The following is a 17,025-nucleotide window of genomic DNA, read 5'->3' as shown; positions in this document are numbered from 1 at the left end:
GATCCGTCGCGTTCTTCGCTGCGCCAACCGAAAACGAAGCTGTCATTCCGGGGCGCGAGGCGGCAGGCCGAGCGAACCCGGAATCCAGTATTCCAGGGCGGTGAGTACTGGATTCCGGGTTCACTCGCGGCTCACGCCGCTCGTGCCCCGGAATGACAGCCTCGTCGTTGCGAACCGCATCACCCCAATCGGAAATGCGTTGGAGTGTCCTAGATTCAACAACGAAAACAGGAGCCCGATGCCAGCCAGCGCAGCCCCCCACCTCAGCGACTGGGCGGAGTTCATCGCCGCCTTCGCGGTGTTCGTCGCCTCGCACGCGGTGCCGTCGCGGCCTGCGGTGCGCGCTGCGATGGTGGCACGGCTCAGCGAGCGCGGCTTCCTCGCGCTGTACAGCGGCGTCTCGCTGCTGGTGCTGGCCTGGCTGATCGCAGCTGCGGGCCGCGCGCCGTTCGTTCCGCTGTGGCCGTTCGAACATTGGCAGATGCTGGCGCCGAATCTGGCGATGCCGTTCGCCTGCCTGCTGGCGGCGTTCGGCGTCGGCGCCGCGAACCCGCTGTCGTTCGGCGGCAATCCGAATTTGCCGTTCGATCCCGATCGCCCCGGCATTGCAGGCGTGGCGCGGCATCCGTTGCTATGGGCGATCGCGCTGTGGTCCGGCGCGCATCTGCTGCCCAACGGCGATCTCGCCCACGCCCTGCTGTTCGGCTTCTTCGCGCTGATTGCGCTGGCCGGCATGGTGATGATCGACCGCCGCAAACAACGCCGGCTCGGATATGAAGCTTGGCACGCGCTGGCCCGCAACACCTCGTTCTGGCCGTTCGCCGCTTTGCTTGACGGCCGCTTTCGGCCGCGATCGTTTCGGATCGAGCTTAAGCGGGCGGCGATTGGCCTCGTCGCCTGGCTGACGCTGCTGGCGCTGCACGCCCCGGTGATCGGGGTGTCGCCGCTGCCTTAACGATCGATCACCTCGGCGAAATCGCCGCGAAGCTTGTCGCGGCACAACCACGGTTTCCGGCGCGGCGTTACATAGCCTGCAGCGCAACGCACCGGATGTGTCGAGATGAGCCCGATTCCCCGCTTTCAGCCGCACCATGGCCCGGCCATCCTGTCGAGCGGCTTTCGGCCGTTCTTTCTTGCCGGCGCGATCTATGCCGCGGTCGCGGTGCTGATCTGGCTGCCATTCTATTATGGCGAGCTGACGTTGGTGACCACGCTGGCGCCGCGCGACTGGCACGTCCACGAAATGCTGTATGGCTATCTGCCGGCGGTGATCACCGGCTTTCTGTTCACCGCGATCCCGAACTGGACCGGCCGGATGCCGATCCAGGGCACCCCGCTGCTCGGCCTGGTGCTGGCCTGGCTCGCCGGGCGCTTCGTGATGGCGTTCTCCGCCGACACCGGCTGGCTCGCGGCGCTGCTGATCGATGGCAGCTTCCTGGCGCTGGTGGCGATCGTGGTGGCGCGGGAGATCATCACCGGCCGCAAATGGAATAACCTGCCGGTGGTGGCGCTGCTGACGCTGCTGCTCGCCGGCAATATCGGCTTTCATCTCGAGGCGCATTTCGGCGGCCTCGCCGATGTCAGCATCCGGCTCGGCATTGCCGTGGTGATCCTGCTGATCGGCCTGATCGGCGGCCGCATCATTCCGAGCTTCACCCGCAACTGGCTGGCGCGCGAGAATCCCGGCCGGCTGCCGTCCCCGTTCGGCCGCTTCGACGGCGCGGTGGTGGCGGTGAGCGCAGTGAGCTTGCTGCTGTGGGTGGCGCTGCAGGACGGCGCGCTGGTCGGCACCGCGCTCGGCATCGCCGGCGTGCTGCATCTGCTGCGGCTCGGCCGCTGGGCCGGCCATCGCACCGGCCGCGAGCGTCTCGTGCTGGTGCTGCACGTCGGTTATCTGTTCGTGCCGCTCGGCTTTCTGCTGACCGCGGCGGCGGCGTTCGGGGCAATCGCGCCAAGCGCCGGCGCCCACGCCTGGATGATCGGCGGCGCCGGCATCATGACGCTGGCGGTGATGACCCGCGCCAGCCTCGGCCATACCGGCCAGCAGCTCACCGCCTCGATCGCCACCCAGACGATCTATGTGCTGGCCGCCGTGGCGGCGCTGGCGCGGATCTGCGCGGCGATCCATCCGGCCTGGAGCGTCGGCTTGCTGCATCTGGCGGCGTTCGCCTGGGCGGCGGCGTTTCTCGGCTTCGCGATCAGCTTCGGTCCGCTGCTGCTGGGCTACCGCAAGCGGCGACCGGAAGCGCCGCGGTCGGCGTGACGCGGAATCGCAACTAACAACTGCTGTGCCGAAGCCGTCGTGTTGCTCAGGATTCGTCGAGCCAGCCCATGCTGTGCGCGAAGCGGACGACCTCGACGCGGTCGTGGAAGCCGAGCTTGGTCATGCCGCGCGCCTTGTAGGTCTCGACGCTCTTAGGCCCGATCTGCAGCTTCTCCGCGATGGTCTTGTTGCTGTGGCCGACCGCGGCAAGCCGCAACACCTCGTGCTCGCGCGCGCTGAGAGGATGCTTGGATCGTTGCTCCATGGGCAATCCGGGCGTTTCAACGGCGATCGATCGCCAACCAAAACTTCATCGCCGGCGCATCGACGGCAAATCGCTGGAAGAGGCTTTCTATCGCACGGATCGCCGCACCTGTCATGCGCAACTGACATTCATATGTAAGCTAAATTGGACAGTGGCCACGTCACTGGTCGATCGGAGGAGCTGCTCTCTCGGTTGGCGCAGGTTGCGAGCGCGGCGGAATTGACCGCGATGGCTGCAGAGCGCGGTCCTTGCCGTCTCCCAGGTTGCCGACTCGCTCCCGCAGCGATCGCGCCTGCGAGGTTGCGAGCCGCGCCGCGGTCGCGCTGTCGCATCTCCTTACAACCAAAGAATGATGCGGCGGGGCCGCGATTTCATTGGGCTTCTGCGTACCCGTCAGATGCCAGGCAATCCCAGCTGAACTGCAGGGAAAGCCCGGCGATAGGCAGAAAACCAAGCTGGCCAAATCGCTTAGCCCCCGACACCGCAACATCTAAACAAATGCCGCGACCGGTACGGATATGCCGAGGGATAGACGTGGTGGTATTCAGCTGCAGACCGTGCCGCCTCATCACAAGGTCGCCGCTTGTTGTCACGTTTAGTTGACAAAGCTTTGTGTCAGGTTATTCTTACACTCACTCGAGCGAGAGGAGTTTCCCGCTAGGGACGAGGGTGTTTCCAAGCAAGTTGGGGCATTTCCGTCCTGGGATTTTCCGATCAAACGAGTCTGACATCGCTTCGTTTGGGTCACGTCTCGATTGGTGACGGCGGCCTCGGCGGGCAACAGACAGGATGCTGAGACCAAGCGAACATCCGTTCGGCGTAGCAGCAGCGAATAACCTGCGTGCGGGTTCAGCACGAAACTGATCGTAAGTCTCTTAGGAGGTTATGTTATGGTAGACGATCCGAACAAGGTCTGGCCGACTGGCTTGACAATCGCGGAATCGGAAGAGCTCCACAAGCATGTGATCGACGGCACGCGCATCTTCGGCGCGATCGCGATCGTTGCTCACTTTCTGGCGTATGTCTATTCGCCGTGGCTGAAGTAAGGGGAACCGAAAATGAATCAAGGTCGTATCTGGACTGTCGTTAAGCCGACCGTCGGTCTGCCCCTCCTGCTGGGCAGCGTCACCATCATCGCGATCCTCGTGCACTATGCGCTGATCTCGCACACCACCTGGTTCCCGAAGTACTGGAACGGCAAGACCGCCTCGATCGAGTCCTCGGTCAACGTCGGTTAATTCAGCTCCTTAGAGCTGTGATGCAGGACCGGGATCCAAGGGTCCCGGTCGCTTGCTTTGTAGCCGGGGGTGAACAAGCGAGGCCGGTGTGGCCGGGCTTGTTCGCCTTCGACCACGAAGTGTCCGCCGGATAGGCGGCGCGGTGTTGGCTACCAACACCCTTTCCTCATCTGTTGGATCAGCTCAACGATGAACCCTGTCAGCAAAAAAGCGATCAAGCTCTGGGTGTCCTTAGGAACCCGGTTCTTGCCGTTTGCGGACGCGGCGACCCCGGACCTGCCGCTGTCGCGACTGTTGCGGCTGTCGCTGTTTCAGGTCTCGGTCGGCATGTCGCTGGTGCTGCTGGTCGGCACGCTGAACCGGGTGATGATCGTCGAACTGAACGTGCCGGCGTCGATCGTCGGCATCATGATTTCTCTGCCGCTGATCTTTGCGCCGTTCCGGGCGCTGATCGGCTTTCGCTCCGATGTCCATACGTCCGCGCTCGGCTGGAAGCGGGTGCCCTTCCTCTATAAGGGCACCATGGTGCAGTTCGGCGGGCTGGCGATCCTGCCATTCGCGCTGCTGGTGCTGTCCGGCGGCGGCGAGGCCGGGCACGCGCCGGTATGGATCGGGCAGGCCGCCGCGGCGCTCGCCTTTCTGCTGATCGGCGCCGGCGTCCACACCACCCAGACCGTCGGACTCGCGCTCGCAACCGATCTCGCGGCGCCGGAGTCGCGGCCCAAGGTGGTCGGCCTGATGTATGTGATGCTGCTGTTCGGCATGATCGCCAGCGCATTCATCTTCGGCGCGTTGTTGGCGAATTTCTCGCCGGGACGGCTGATCCAGGTGATCCAGGGCGCCGCGGTGGTCACCATTCTGCTGAACGGCGTCGCGGTTTGGAAACAGGAAACCCGACGCTCCGGCGCCGCCGCGCAGGCCGCGCCGCAGCAGCGCACCCCCGCTTTCCGCGAAACCTGGGCTGCCTTCATCGCCGGCGACAACGCGTTGCGCCGGCTGATCGCGGTCGGGCTCGGCACCATGGCGTTCAGCATGGAAGACGTGCTGCTGGAGCCGTTCGGCGGCCAGATCCTGCATCTCGCGGTCGGCGACACCACCAAGCTCACCGCGGCGCTCGCGCTCGGCGGATTGTTCGGCTTCGGGCTCGCGTCGCGCGTGCTCAGCCGCGGCGCCGATCCGTTCCGGATGGCGAGCTATGGCGCGCTGGTCGGCATTCCGGCTTTTCTGGCGGTGATCTTCGCCGCGCCGCTGATGTCGGCGCTGCTGTTCGGCGCCGGCACCTTCCTGATCGGCTTCGGTGCCGGCCTGTTCGGCCACGGCACGCTGACCGCGACCATGAACGCCGCGCCGAAGCATCAGGCCGGCCTTGCGCTCGGCGCCTGGGGCGCGGTGCAGGCCTCGGCCGCCGGCATTGCGATCGCGCTCGGCGGCGTGCTGCGCGACGTGGTCGATGCGATGGCGCCGCACACCTCGCTGGGGGCTGCCGCAGGCTATGATTTCGTCTACTGCCTCGAAATCGTCCTGCTGTTCGCGACGCTCATAACGATGGCCCCGCTTATTCGACAGACCGGACGGAGTGCCGGGGCGGGTCCGCTGCTGACACGGCCACCGATCGGCCTTGAGACTGAAACGGAGAAGTCATGACCCAAATCACCCGACTGTATGACACCAGCAGGCAGGTCCCGGCGATCGAGACCGAGCTGAAGAACGGCAGCTTCAAATTCGCCGTGGTCACCAGCGCACAGCCGAGCCAGCCCGGCACCTCGCTCGACGATGCCATCTTGGCGGCGTTGGGACGCGCCGGCATTTCGCGCGGCGAAGGCCGGTCCTATCTCGACGCCATCAAGAAGGGCGGCGCCGTGGTCTCGGTGGTCGCCGAATTCGGATTCGGCGCCAAGGCCGCCGCGATCCTCGATCGCTACAGCCCGAACCAGTCCAGCATCCCGGCGTCGGCCGCGGGCAGCGTCGAGATCGACCCGGCGACGCCGTTTTCCAATATCCTGCACGCGCCGGTGCTGCTGGATAATTCGGGGCCGTACGAATCCTACTCCGGCACCCCGCTTCTGGTGGATAGCAACAAGACCTATTCCGGTGCTCCGCTGTTGGTTGATAGCCAAAAGACCTATTCCGGCACGCCGCTTCTGCTTGATAGCAATGGGCCGTACAAGTCTTTGTCCGGAACTCCTCTGCTGCTTGATACCAAAGGACCTTACAAGTCGTATTCCGGCACACCGCTCGTGATCAACAATCCGACCCCGCTGTCGTCCTGGCTGGGCCTCCCTGTCCTCTCAAAGTAGGTGAACACCATGTCCAACGATTCTTATCAGTCTTATTCCGGAACCCCGCTGCTCGTCGATGGCGACAAGTTCTATTCGGGCACCCCGCTGCTGGTTGATAGCGACAAGACCTATTCCGGCGCCCCGCTCGTCCTGGAACAGAAGGGTGAATACAAGTCGTTCTCCGGCACCCCGCTGCTGATCGACAGCAACACCTTCTTCTCGGGCACCCCGCTCTTGCTGGAGCAGAAGGGCGAGTACAAGTCGTTCTCCGGTTCGCTGCTGCTGCTCGGCAAGTAAGCCCAGCCGCCAGGCTCCCCAACGAAACGCCGCAGGCAGCAATGCCTGCGGCGTTTGTTTTTGTGCGGCGGTCGTGCGCCGACCTGGCTGCGCGTCGCGGCGCCGCCGCCGCGGCGAGTCTTGGGCCGGCGCGGCGAGTCTTGGGCCGGCGTTGATTGCCGATCCCGGGCTACGTCCGACGGCCGACTTATGGCGGCATTGCCGATGAAAACAATATCGCCGCTGCGCAGCGACACACGCAGCCCGTCTGGAACCAAACCAAAAATCCTCCGTTACTTTTGCTGAAGTTGCAAACCCCTTGGAGGATCTCATGAACGGTGACCAACCCATCAGCTGGCTGATGTTCTTTACTCTGGCCGCGGGCGTCGTGATTGTCGGCGCGGTGTTCCTGAATTTCATTCGCTCGCGGTCGAACCGCGAAGCGGCGGAAAACGCGCTGGAAGGCGATGGCCGTAGCCGCGGTGCGGCGCCGAGCGGCGCGCTGCCTGAACTCCTGGGCATTACCGCCTTCGCGTTAATCGCCATGGGCCTCCTGGCCGTTGGTCAGAACAGCAAGCCGAGCGTCGAAACCGCACAGCTTCCGGGCCAGGTCGGAACCACCACCGGCCAGGGCGGTCAGGGCAACATGCAGGATCCGGGTTCGTTCAACCAGCCGAAGCGCTATCAGCCCGCCAATCCGGGCACCGATAACCGCGTCGCGCCCACCGGTTCGGATACTGGCGTCGGCTCCTCGCCGGGCAACACCGGCACCCCGACCAAGTAACGCATTCGTCATATAGGACGATCTGAATCGGGGGCCTCGCGGCCCCCGATTTTTTGTGTGCGGTCGGCTCTTGATCGGAGTGGCAAACGCTCGAGACATCACCGCGCGAGACACAAAAAATCCAGCCCCGCGGCAAGCGAGGCTGGATCGTCATGTCAGAACGGCCGGTCGTCAGCGGGATCAGCTGGCGGAAGCGCGTTCGTATTCGGCGTGCTCGGCTTCCATCTTGGCGATCTTCTGCTCGATCTTGCCGCGCTGCGTGGTCAACAACGCAGTGATCGCACTCGCCGACGTAGAGGCCTGCAAGGCGTCGTCATATTTCGACACGTTGCGCTTCTCGCCGTCGATCAGGCCCGGCAGCACGCTGCCGTCGAGGCCGTTGAACAGCGAGCGCACATTCATGATGGTCTGGTGGATCAGGCTCATGAACGAGCCGTCGGTGTCGGGCGTCTCACCGGCCGTGGTCAATTCGGCGGCGAGTTCGCGGGCGTTGCCTTCATGCAGCGCGATCATCTCGTTGAACAGGCCGGTCAGGCCATGGCCTTCGGCATCCTCAAGCGCTTCCTGATAGCCGTTGCGGGCGTCGATCGCTGCGGTGTGCAGCGTCTTCAAATGATCGAGTAGATCCTGGTCCACATTATCCTCCACGGGTTAGGCGCCGCCGGCCCGCCGCAGGCTGTAGCAGCGATGCCAGACAACTGCCGCGGAGCAGGCGGGTTCCCGTCACGGTGTCGCGGCGGAGGAGGTTGTTACTTGCGCTCGCCGTCCTGCGGCTCGATGCCGTAGGGTTTTACCAGCGCCCAGACGTGTGCCGGTACCATGTTCTTGATGCGTTGCGGGTATTGCCGGCGCAGATGCAGCACGGTCTCGATCGCCTTCATCTCGACCCGGGTGCGGGCGAATTCCAGCCCGCGCGGCCCGACCTTCGGCATCAGCCAGCCCATCAACGGGCGCAGCCAGTTCGGCATGCCGCGCACCGGCAGGCCGCCGGCGGCGAGTTCGACGTTCTTCATGAAGCCCTTCACCGGCGCCATGCGCTTGCCGGCACTGCCGGGCTCGCTGAGCTTCACCTCGTCGCCAAGCAGATTGAGCAATTGCTCGCCGCGGGCGTTACGCACCAGCAGCCATTGTTCGCCCTCACCACCCATATAGCCGACGGTGATGTCGGCCAGCGTATTGGTGTAGTCGACGCAGGTGCGGCAGGTCATCGGAAAGAAATCCGCCGGCAGCTTGGAGATCGGCAGCAGCAGGAACGGAATTTCCTTCACCTTGCCGTCATCGAAGCGCAGCTCGACGTGATAGTCGGCGCGGAACTCGAGATAGGTGATGCTGTCGGGCTTGTCCGACAACAGATCGAGGAACTGGTGGAAGCTTGCCGTCGTGGTGTTGTCGGAACACGGCGTGCCGATCACATAGATTTTTTCGAAGCCGAGTTTCTCTTCCAATTGCCGCAGCGCGTAAATCTGGCAGGGAATCCCGATCACCGCGATCCGCTTGTGGCCGGCCTCGCGCGCCGGCTCCAACAGCGACAACAGCGGCGCGTAGCCCATCCGCATGCCGCGGCAGGCCTTCATGCCTTCCGCCTTGGTGACGATCACCGGCCGCGGCTTCCACTTGTCGTCGGGGTCCTGCGCCATGGTCAGCACCGCGTCGACCGCGCCGGTCTCCAAGAGTCGCTGGCCGATCGTGGTGGTGATGCCGGTCCATTGCGCACCTTGCCGCGGCTGTTTCATCGCGGCGCGCACCATGCGTCGAAACGGGCCGAAGAAGGCTTCGTCGGGCTTGGCCGGATCGCGCACCCGGCCGTGCACGCGCAGCTCCATCGCCGGGTAGTCCGGCTTGATGAACTGGCAGGCCTGGCCGCACTGCTTGGGATCGCTGGAGCGCGACACCCCGCAATCGGTGCACAGCTCGCGCGCCACCGGCTCGGCCAAAGGCGGGGTCCACACCGCGGGAACTGGATCGGCCAGATCTGCCATGCGCGTCTCAAGTCCTGGCTGGGCGTTCACGCCGCGGGTGCTTCGGGCGAGCCGCATTTCTAAGAACCGGCGGTTGCCGCCGCCATTCGCCATAAGTCAGGCGTGGTCCGATCCATACAGCGCCAGCCGCGCCACCGATAGATCGGCGTCAAATTCGCGGCCGATCGCCACCAGCCCGATCCGCCGCAGCCGCGCCGGATCGAGCGCGGCGTCGATGCGATGCGGAACAAATTGCACGAATGGCAACAGGATAGTTTGCCACTCCCGCGTCGCAACAAAGCCCTGCCGCCAGGACTGCTGCGGCCGGGTGACGTCCGGCGTGCGCAGATGCAAGCCGTAGCTTTCGCCATTGCCGGCGACGTCGAGCGCGATGCCGGTGAAGCCCGAGGCGTCGATCACGGCGCCCGCCGCGGCGAGGTCGAGCGCGATCTGGATGAAGCCGCCATTGTTGTCGGTCGACACCGCGCCGCGCATCCGCACGGCGGCGCGGCCGTCGACGATGTCGGCCACGACGCGGCCGCGCGAAACCCCGCCCATCACCGCGTCGGTGATCAGCTGCCACCCCCGCGCGCCGTCGCCGGGCCATAATTCGAGGTCGGTCATGCGAGGTTTCCTTCCATGGCCAACTTCAATTCTGTCATCCTGGGGCGTATTCTGTCATTCCGGGGCGCGAGGCCGCAGGCCGAGCGAACCCGGAATCTTGCCGCGCATTGCGATGTCAGCCGCCTCGGCTGTTGCGAGATTCCGGGTTCGCTCGAGCTTACGCTCTCGCGCCCCGGAATGACGGCCGTTTTTCGGTTGGATGCATCGACCCAACCGGGCCGCACTCAGCGGATCACCATCGGAAACGTCACCGCGATCGCCCAGGCGAACACCGCGGCGTTGGCGAGCGCGCCGGGCAAGGGATGATTGGTGGCCTTGTAGCTCCAATGGCTGATCAGCCCGAACGCCAGGAACAATAAAAGAATCGCCGGCACGATGATGATCAGGAAGAACAATTTGTAGAGGTTTAGCGCCACCGCGATCGCCAGCGAGGCGAGGAAGCAGAATTTGGTCAGCGCATAGGCGCCGCGCCGGGCGTCGCCGCGGGTCAGCCATTCCGCGGTGATGAAATACGGCACGGTGCCGCACGCCACCGCCAGGATCAGATGGATCCGCGGCGCGATCGGATGGAACGAGAACACGTAGCGGTCGAGCGGCAGTCCGATGGCGATGATGTTGTAGGCCCCGACCGCCAGCGCCGCGATCGCCACATAGGTCAGCGAGGCTTGCGCGGTGATCGAGTTCGGCGCGCCGGGTTTCCAGCCCGCTTGGCCGGCCAGTCGGAGTCGTGACTGGCCCGGCCACAGCAAAGTCTGGCCGGCGAGCGGCTTGCCGCGGTTGCCGAACCGCAGGATCAGCGCGGTCAACACGCCATAGACCAAAAAATGCAGCGTCAGATAATCGCCAAGCAGGATGATCAGGAAATCGGTCGGCATCTTCCATAGGATCAGCGGCGTCAGCAGCGCCGGCAGGATCGCGGCCGCGAGCAGCGGCTTCCAGCGCAGATTGGCGCCCATCGGCGCTTCTGCGGCCTTCGGCAGCAGCCGCGACAACGGCCAGGCCAGCGCGATCAGCCCGCCGAACAACAGCGCCAGCCAGGGCGGGCGGCGGTCGAGAAAGCCCGAGCCCTGATGGCCGAACGCCTGGTTCAGCCATTGCAACGATTCCGCCATGCTGTCGCGGCTGTACAGCACGCCGATATGTTCGACGCCGGAGGACAGCGAAAGCCGTCGCGCGCTGCCGTCGGCGAAGTCGCCATAGCTTTGGCCGGCCACCGCGCCGCCGCCGGTCGCCAGATTGACGATGCGCAGACCCTCGTTGATCAGCATGTTCGGCTCCAGCGCGCCGACGATCACCAACAGGTTGCGCGGGCTCGACGCAGTCGCCACTGGCGAAAACACCGACACCGCGACGGTGGCGGTGACCTCGGGATGCGCCATCGCGTAGCGCACCACGATGTCGGAGGCCATCGAATGGCCGAGCACCGCCAGCCGGCCATCGGTGCCGGGTAGGGTCTTGGCGTAGTCGGCGACCCGGCCGAGCTCGTCGACCAGCACGCCGGTGATCCTGGTCGGTTCGTTGACGTCGCCTTTCATCGGCACCGGGTTGCGGCCGTGGCCGGTGAAATCGAAGGTCACCGCGACGTAACCGTTCTGCGCCAGCGTCACCGCGAACGGCTGCATCAATTGCTGCGAGCCGGCAAAGCCGTGCGCGATCACCACCACTGGGGCGGGGCCCTCGGCCTGCGGCCGATACACCGTGACCGGGGTCTCGCCGACCGTGGCGGTGGTGATGCGCAGCCCGCTTTCGGCGTGCTGCAATTGCCACAGCGCCACCGCGATGCCGATCAGCGCAGCGACGGCGACCAGCCATCGCGCCGGCGTCACGAGCCGCCGCATCACGCCCCGCTCGCTCGGTCGATCATGCATCGGTTCAATCCTCGTCGCCGACGTGGCGGCGGCGGATACTGCGCACCGTCCACCAGATCGACAGCGCCGCGACCGGCACGAACGCCGCCACCGCGACGCTGGGATCGACCGGAAGCCGGCCGGCCTCGTAGAGCCCCTTCATCAGATAACCGAACAGTCCGACCACATAGTAGGTGATCGCCGCCGTCGACAGCCCTTCCACCGTGGTCTGCAGCCGCAACTGCAGCCGGGTCCGTGCGTTCATCGATTTCAGCAGTTCCTGATTCTGCTGTTCGAGCTCGACGTCGACCCGGGTGCGCAACAGATTGGCGGCGCGCGCCAGCTTCAGCGACAGGCTGGATTGCCGCTCCTCGATGGTGACGCAGGTGCGCAGCGCCGGCTTCATCCGGCGGGCGAGGAACGACGACCAGGTCGGCAGCCCGCCGACCTTGCGTTCGCCGATGGTGTGCAGCCGCTGTTCGACGATTTCCTCATAGGCGCGGCTGGCGCCGAACCGGAACAGGCTCTCGGCGGCGCCGGCCTCGACTTCGGCGGCGAGCCCGGTCAGTTCTTCCAACAGCTTGTGGTTGCCGGCGAGGTCGGAGCCCGAGCGCATCTGGCTGGTGACTTCGGCAAGCCGCCGCTCCGACGACGCGATCGACGGCGCCAGCCGTTGCGCCTCCGGTAGGCCGAGCAGCGCCAAGGTGCGGTAAGTCTCGACTTCGATGACGCGTTGCACCAAGGCGCCGGCGCGTCCCGCCGACATGCCGCGGTCGATCACCAGCACGCGGACGAAGCCCGACGGGCCGGGCTGGAAGTCGGTGGCATACAACGCAGCGCCGTCGGAATTCTCCGCCACCGCGAGGCTGGCGCGGTCGAACAATTGCTCCGGATCGGTGCGCGGCGGATCGTCCTTCAACAGATGCAGGTCGACCGCGACCAGCAGCGGACCCGGCTGCGGCACCAGCTGCATCGGTCCGGCCAGCGACGCCGCGTCGGGATGAAACGGCAGGCCGAGCGGATCGGCGCGCACTTCCCAGGTGTAGGTGGTGAATTCGGAATGCTGCTCCCAGCGCAGAACGGTGGCGCCGAACGGCATGCGATGATGCTTTTCGTGCGGCGGCGGCGCCGGCAGCCCGCGCTCGACGCAGAAAGCGGCGAGCTGGGCGCGGTCGGCGGCCGCCCGCGGACCCGTGGTATCGAATGCGAAGTGGATCACGCGGGAAGGGACGGGGAGCGGAGTAAACGGTCGGGCGTGGACTTCGCCCAGCACCGCGGCGCGCAGCGGATGCGACGTCAGCCGCGTGGCGCCGTCCCCAATCGAAACCTCAACAGTCATTCAAACTTCCCAGCGGGTTGTGCGGCCGCGACGCAGGTTCCGGCACGGCATGCTTGACTTGAGTAGCATTGCGTTGCGACAGACAGAAGCCGAAAGGTACCGCGACGCGCGCGGTCGGTTGCGAGCCGTTCGCAGCGCCGAATACGTCGCGAGAACAGAAGGTTCGCGGCCAAACTCAACAATCGTCGGAAACTGCGGGCCATCCGTTTGCATTCCGGCGCGGGCTGGTCTTACTCTCCGGCCCGAAAATAATACCGCGCCCTTCACGCGGTCGTCGAATGGAGCATGAGCGGTGGCAATTCCAGTCCGTATCGGCACTCGCAAGAGTATCATGGCGCTTGCCCAGACGGAGGACATCGCCCGTCGATTGTCCGCCGCGGCGTCCGAGCTCGATGTCGAGATCGTCAAGTTCGAAACCGTCGGCGATAGCGACCAGATCAGCAAGCTGTTGCCGCACGGCGGCAAGGGCGGCGCGTTCGTCGCCGAGATCCGCGCCGCGGTGACCGCCGGCAAGCTCGAAGCCTGCATGCATTCCTTGAAGGACATGCCGGGCAACGAAGACACTCCCGGCCTGATCATCGGCGCCACGCTGTCGCGCGATCCGCCGACCGACGCGTTGGTGCTGCGCAAGGGCCTGACCCTGGAAGACCTGCAGAAGTCCCGCGGCAAGGGCTACACCATCGGCACCAATGCGGTGCGGCGCGCGGCCTATGCCAAGCGGCTGTTTCCCGAAGTCAACATCATCCATTTCCGTGGCGCCGCCGACACCCGGGTGCGCAAGCTCGATAACGGCGAGAAGCAGCGGCTGCCCGACGGCGGCCATGTCGGCCCCGCCGACGCGCTGATCATGGCGCGCTCCGGCCTCGAGCGGGTCGGCTTCGTCGACCGCATCGTGCACGACTTCACCCCGCAGGAGATGCTGCCGTCCGCAGGGCAGGGCATCGTCGCGGTGGAATGCGCGGTGAACAATTGGCAGATCCGCAAATATCTCGAACTGATCGACGATCCGGTGGCGCGGTTGAGCTGCGACGCCGAGCGCGAAGTGTTGTGGGTGCTGAACGGCCATTGCAATTCGCCGATGGCGGCGTTCTCCACCATCAAGGGCTCGGAAATGACGCTCAGCGCCTCGGTGCTCGACGAAGAAGGCGGGCTGTTCATCGAGGCCAGCCGCAGCGGCCCGGCCAATCGTCCCCGCGAACTCGGCCGCGCGGTCGCGCTGGAGCTGCTCGACAAGGGCGCCGCCGCGATCATCGAGCGGACCCGGCCCGACTGAGCAATATCCCCGCCGCCTACTTCCCGCGACCAAGCTTAACGTGACGAAAGCATAGCATGGCGACTGTTTTCCCCTTTTCCGCCATCGTCGGCCAGGACGAGATGAAGCTTGCGCTGCTGATCGCGGCGGTCGATCCCAAGGTCGGCGGCGTGTTGGCGTTCGGCGATCGCGGCGCCGGCAAGTCCACCGCGGTGCGTGCGCTCGCGGCCCTGCTGCCGAAGATGAAGGTCGTGGTCGGCTGCCGCTATAATTGCGATCCCGACCTGCCGAAGGCGTTCTGCGACGAGTGCCGGGAGAAGGAAAAGCACGGCAAGCTGAAGACCGCGCAGGTGCCGGTGCCGGTGGTCGATCTGCCGCTCGGCGCCACCGAGGACCGCGTGGTCGGCGCGCTCGATCTGGAACGCGCGCTGGCGCGCGGCGAGAAGGCGTTCGAGCCCGGACTGCTGGCCCGCGCCCATCGCGGCTTCCTCTACATCGACGAAGCCAATTTGCTGGAAGATCATCTGGTCGATCTGCTGCTCGATGTCGCCGCCTCCGGCGAAAACGTCGTCGAGCGTGAAGGCCTGTCGATCCGCCACCCGGCGCGCTTCGTGCTGGTCGGCACCGGCAACCCGGAAGAAGGCGAGTTGCGCCCGCAGCTGCTCGATCGTTTCGGCATGTCGGTGGAGGTCAAGACCCCCGACGATCTGCCGAGCCGGATGGAAGTGGTGCGCCGCCGCGACGCCTTCGAGAGCGATCCCGCGGCGTTCCTCGCCGCCTGGACCAAGGAAGAAGCCAAGCTGCGCAAGAAGATCACCCAGGCGCGCGAGCGGTTGCCCGAGGTCACGGTGTCCGACGCTGCCCTGGAGCGCGCCGCGACCTTGTGCATGCGGCTCGGCACCGACGGCTTGCGCGGCGAATTGACCTTGATGCGCGCGGCGCGGGCTTTGGCTGCGATCGAGCACGCCAAGCACGTCACCGACGAGCATCTGAAGAAGATCGCGCCCTCGGCGCTGCGGCATCGGCTGCGACGTAACCCGCTCGACGACGCCGGCTCCACCGTGCGCGTCGATCGCGCCATTGTCGAAGTGTTCGGATGAGCCAGGCCGTCGCATGGTCCGATGCGGCGACCGCGGCGCAATTGTTCGCGGTCGATCCGGTCGGCACCGGCGTCTTGTTGCGCTCGCGCGCGGGTCCGGTGCGCGACCGCTGGCTGGCGATGCTGCGCGCAGCATTGCCGCCGACCGACGCCCATAAGCATCTTCCGCTGCACATCGCCGAGGGCCGGTTGCTCGGCGGCCTCGATCTGTCGGCGACGCTGGTCTCCGGCCGGCCGGTCGCCGAACGCGGGCTGTTGGCCGAGGCCGACGGCGGCGTCTTGATGCTGGCGATGGCCGAACGGATGCAATCCTCGACCACGGTGCACGTCACCGCGGCGATGGACGCCCACGAGACGCTGATCGAGCGCGACGGGCTGTCGCTGCGGATGCCGGCGCGGTTCGGCGTGGTGGCGCTCGACGAGGGCCTGGAAGACGAATTCGCCCCGGCCAGCCTGCGCGACCGGCTGGCGTTTCACGTCGATCTCGACCGCTTCTCATTCCGCGACACCGAGGAATTCGAGATCAACGCCGCCGACATCGAAGTGGCGCGCCAGCGGCTGCCGCTGATCCGCGCCACCGACGAGCAGATCGAGGCGATCGTCACCGCCGCCGCCGCGATGGGCATCGTCTCGCTGCGCGCGCCGCTGCTGACCATCCGCGTCGCCCGCGCCGCGGCGGCCTGGAGCGGCCACACCGAGATCGACCAGGAAGACATCGGCATCGCCGCGCGCCTGGTGCTGGCACCGCGTGCGTTGTACTTCCCGCAGGCCGAGCAGCCGGACCAGCCGGAGCCGCCGCCCGAAGAGCCGCCTCCGCCGGAGGACAATTCCGAGGACAACAAGGACCAGGACGAGCAGCAGATCCCGGACATCGACCGCGCGCTCGACGAGGTGATCCTGGCTGCTGCCAAGGCGGCGATCCCGCCCGACGTGCTGGCCTCGCTGCGCGCCTCCGCAGGCCGCACCCGGGCGCGCTCCTCAGGCAAGGCCGGCGAGCTGCAGAAATCCAACAAGCGCGGCCGGCCGACCGGCACGGTGCGCGGCGAACTCCGCGCTGGCGCCAAGCTCAGCGTGATCGAGACGTTGCGCTCGGCCGCGCCCTGGCAGCCGCTGCGCCGCCGCGAAGCCGCTGCCACCGCCGCCGAGGCGATCGCCGCCGGCGGCGAGGCCGCGCCGCAGCCGCGCATCCTGATCCGCAAGGACGATTTCCGCATCGCGCGCTTCAAGCAGCGCACCGAGACCATCACCATCTTCGTGGTCGACGCCTCGGGCTCCGCGGCGCTGCATCGGCTGGCCGAAGCCAAGGGCGCGGTCGAACTGCTGCTGGCGGATTGCTATGTGCGCCGCGACCAGGTGGCGATGATCGCGTTCCGCGGCACCATCGCCGAGATCCTGCTGCCGCCGACCCGCTCTTTGGCGCGCGCCAAGCGCAGCCTCGCCGGATTGCCCGGCGGCGGCGGCACGCCGCTGGCCTGCGGCCTCGATGCCGCCTACGCGCTGGCCGATTCGATCAAGCGCAAGGGCCAGACGCCCACCGTGATCCTGATGACCGACGGCCGCGCCAACATCGCCCGCGACGGCGCGCCGGGCCGGCCCAAGGCCGAGGAAGACGCCATCGCCTCGGCGCGGCAATTGCGCGCTGCCAATATCAACGCGGTGCTGGTCGACATGTCGCCGCGGCCGGGGCCGCAGGGCGAGAAGATCGCCAAGGAGATGGGCGCGCGCTATCTGCCGCTGCCCTATGCCGACGCCACCGTGCTGTCGCAGGCGGTGCTGGCGAGCACCCAGGCGGCGTAGCGGC

The 17,025-nt window shown here is 66.3% G+C and carries 16 protein-coding genes and 1 pseudogene; 11 read left to right on the top strand and 6 right to left on the bottom strand.

The features are described from left to right. Nucleotides 1–238: 238 nt before the first annotated feature. Nucleotides 239–955 carry an NnrU family protein gene (locus HNR60_RS17540; RefSeq protein ID WP_184259849.1) on the top strand — a complete coding sequence of 239 codons (717 nt, stop codon included), beginning with the start codon at nucleotides 239–241 and terminating at the stop codon, nucleotides 953–955. 105 nt (nucleotides 956–1,060) lie between these two features. Further along, entirely contained in the window at nucleotides 1,061–2,263 is a 1,203-nt protein-coding gene (locus tag HNR60_RS17535; RefSeq protein ID WP_184259846.1) for an NnrS family protein, read from the top strand. Between the two features lie 46 nt (nucleotides 2,264–2,309). Here HNR60_RS17535 and HNR60_RS17530 read toward each other — a convergent pair. Then, a pseudogene (locus HNR60_RS17530) lies at nucleotides 2,310–2,504 on the bottom strand (response regulator transcription factor); the annotation flags it as partial. A gap of 914 nt (nucleotides 2,505–3,418) precedes the next feature. Between HNR60_RS17530 and pufB the strand changes: the two are divergent. The 6 genes from pufB to HNR60_RS17500 all read left to right on the top strand — a co-directional run bounded on the left by pufB (nucleotide 3,419) and on the right by HNR60_RS17500 (nucleotide 7,105). Then, nucleotides 3,419–3,574, top strand: coding sequence for a light-harvesting antenna LH1, beta subunit (gene pufB / locus HNR60_RS17525; protein WP_011471705.1), 156 nt, complete (start codon nucleotides 3,419–3,421; stop codon nucleotides 3,572–3,574). A 12-nt stretch (nucleotides 3,575–3,586) separates the two neighbouring features. Continuing rightward, on the top strand, nucleotides 3,587–3,766 hold the full coding sequence (locus HNR60_RS17520) for a light-harvesting protein (RefSeq protein WP_184259843.1): 180 nt from the start codon (nucleotides 3,587–3,589) through the stop codon (nucleotides 3,764–3,766). Nucleotides 3,767–3,955: 189 nt separating this feature from the next. After that, nucleotides 3,956–5,410, top strand: a complete 1,455-nt coding sequence (locus HNR60_RS17515; RefSeq protein WP_184259840.1) for a PucC family protein — start codon at nucleotides 3,956–3,958, stop codon at nucleotides 5,408–5,410. After that, nucleotides 5,407–6,063: a hypothetical protein gene (locus HNR60_RS17510; RefSeq protein WP_184259837.1), complete on the top strand. Its 657-nt coding sequence runs from the start codon at nucleotides 5,407–5,409 to the stop codon at nucleotides 6,061–6,063. Before HNR60_RS17515 ends, HNR60_RS17510 begins: the two co-directional genes overlap by 4 nt. 9 nt (nucleotides 6,064–6,072) lie before the next feature. Further along, nucleotides 6,073–6,342: a hypothetical protein gene (locus tag HNR60_RS17505; RefSeq protein ID WP_184259834.1), complete on the top strand. Its 270-nt coding sequence runs from the start codon at nucleotides 6,073–6,075 to the stop codon at nucleotides 6,340–6,342. Nucleotides 6,343–6,652: 310 nt separating this feature from the next. Then, entirely contained in the window at nucleotides 6,653–7,105 is a 453-nt protein-coding gene (locus tag HNR60_RS17500) for a hypothetical protein (RefSeq protein WP_184259831.1), read from the top strand. Between the two features lie 180 nt (nucleotides 7,106–7,285). Here HNR60_RS17500 and HNR60_RS17495 read toward each other — a convergent pair whose 3' ends face one another. The 5 genes from HNR60_RS17495 to HNR60_RS17475 all read right to left on the bottom strand — a co-directional run bounded on the left by HNR60_RS17495 (nucleotide 7,286) and on the right by HNR60_RS17475 (nucleotide 12,873). Further along, entirely contained in the window at nucleotides 7,286–7,741 is a 456-nt protein-coding gene (locus HNR60_RS17495; RefSeq protein ID WP_184259828.1) for a PA2169 family four-helix-bundle protein, read from the bottom strand. A gap of 113 nt (nucleotides 7,742–7,854) precedes the next feature. After that, nucleotides 7,855–9,084, bottom strand: a complete 1,230-nt coding sequence (locus tag HNR60_RS17490; RefSeq protein WP_184259825.1) for a Coenzyme F420 hydrogenase/dehydrogenase, beta subunit C-terminal domain — start codon at nucleotides 9,082–9,084, stop codon at nucleotides 7,855–7,857. 96 nt (nucleotides 9,085–9,180) lie between these two features. Continuing rightward, nucleotides 9,181–9,687, bottom strand: coding sequence for a CIA30 family protein (locus HNR60_RS17485; RefSeq protein WP_184259821.1), 507 nt, complete (start codon nucleotides 9,685–9,687; stop codon nucleotides 9,181–9,183). A gap of 224 nt (nucleotides 9,688–9,911) precedes the next feature. Beyond that, nucleotides 9,912–11,555 (bottom strand): dienelactone hydrolase family protein, encoded by a 1,644-nt coding sequence (locus HNR60_RS17480; protein ID WP_246432985.1) that lies wholly within the window; start codon nucleotides 11,553–11,555, stop codon nucleotides 9,912–9,914. 4 nt (nucleotides 11,556–11,559) lie between these two features. Next, nucleotides 11,560–12,873: a DUF3422 family protein gene (locus HNR60_RS17475; RefSeq protein ID WP_184259817.1), complete on the bottom strand. Its 1,314-nt coding sequence runs from the start codon at nucleotides 12,871–12,873 to the stop codon at nucleotides 11,560–11,562. Nucleotides 12,874–13,165: 292 nt separating this feature from the next. Between HNR60_RS17475 and hemC the strand changes: the two genes are divergently transcribed. The 3 genes from hemC to HNR60_RS17460 are packed head-to-tail and all read left to right on the top strand — an operon-like array spanning nucleotide 13,166 to nucleotide 17,021. After that, nucleotides 13,166–14,146, top strand: a complete 981-nt coding sequence (hemC, locus tag HNR60_RS17470; protein ID WP_184259814.1) for a hydroxymethylbilane synthase — start codon at nucleotides 13,166–13,168, stop codon at nucleotides 14,144–14,146. A gap of 56 nt (nucleotides 14,147–14,202) precedes the next feature. Further along, entirely contained in the window at nucleotides 14,203–15,225 is a 1,023-nt protein-coding gene (gene bchI, locus HNR60_RS17465) for a magnesium chelatase ATPase subunit I (protein WP_184259811.1), read from the top strand. Beyond that, nucleotides 15,222–17,021 (top strand): magnesium chelatase subunit D, encoded by a 1,800-nt coding sequence (locus HNR60_RS17460; protein WP_184259808.1) that lies wholly within the window; start codon nucleotides 15,222–15,224, stop codon nucleotides 17,019–17,021. Before bchI ends, HNR60_RS17460 begins: the two co-directional genes overlap by 4 nt. Nucleotides 17,022–17,025 lie beyond the last annotated feature (4 nt).

This window comes from Rhodopseudomonas rhenobacensis, from assembly GCF_014203125.1.
In the GTDB taxonomy this organism is placed as follows: domain Bacteria; phylum Pseudomonadota; class Alphaproteobacteria; order Rhizobiales; family Xanthobacteraceae; genus Rhodopseudomonas_A; species Rhodopseudomonas_A rhenobacensis.
Note: the sequence above shows the minus strand (reverse complement) of the source record. Positions and strands in the feature narration are given on the sequence as shown.

Coding starts and splice junctions, on each gene's coding strand:
- bchI (WP_184259811.1), top strand. CDS start 14,203: ATGGCGACTGTTTTCCCCTTTTCCGCCATCGTCGGCCAGGACGAGATG.
- HNR60_RS17490 (WP_184259825.1), bottom strand. CDS start 9,084: ATGGCAGATCTGGCCGATCCAGTTCCCGCGGTGTGGACCCCGCCTTTG.
- HNR60_RS17535 (WP_184259846.1), top strand. CDS start 1,061: ATGAGCCCGATTCCCCGCTTTCAGCCGCACCATGGCCCGGCCATCCTG.
- HNR60_RS17500 (WP_184259831.1), top strand. CDS start 6,653: ATGAACGGTGACCAACCCATCAGCTGGCTGATGTTCTTTACTCTGGCC.
- HNR60_RS17475 (WP_184259817.1), bottom strand. CDS start 12,873: ATGACTGTTGAGGTTTCGATTGGGGACGGCGCCACGCGGCTGACGTCG.
- HNR60_RS17480 (WP_246432985.1), bottom strand. CDS start 11,555: ATGCATGATCGACCGAGCGAGCGGGGCGTGATGCGGCGGCTCGTGACG.
- HNR60_RS17505 (WP_184259834.1), top strand. CDS start 6,073: ATGTCCAACGATTCTTATCAGTCTTATTCCGGAACCCCGCTGCTCGTC.
- HNR60_RS17515 (WP_184259840.1), top strand. CDS start 3,956: ATGAACCCTGTCAGCAAAAAAGCGATCAAGCTCTGGGTGTCCTTAGGA.
- HNR60_RS17540 (WP_184259849.1), top strand. CDS start 239: ATGCCAGCCAGCGCAGCCCCCCACCTCAGCGACTGGGCGGAGTTCATC.
- HNR60_RS17510 (WP_184259837.1), top strand. CDS start 5,407: ATGACCCAAATCACCCGACTGTATGACACCAGCAGGCAGGTCCCGGCG.
- HNR60_RS17460 (WP_184259808.1), top strand. CDS start 15,222: ATGAGCCAGGCCGTCGCATGGTCCGATGCGGCGACCGCGGCGCAATTG.
- pufB (WP_011471705.1), top strand. CDS start 3,419: ATGGTAGACGATCCGAACAAGGTCTGGCCGACTGGCTTGACAATCGCG.
- HNR60_RS17485 (WP_184259821.1), bottom strand. CDS start 9,687: ATGACCGACCTCGAATTATGGCCCGGCGACGGCGCGCGGGGGTGGCAG.
- HNR60_RS17520 (WP_184259843.1), top strand. CDS start 3,587: ATGAATCAAGGTCGTATCTGGACTGTCGTTAAGCCGACCGTCGGTCTG.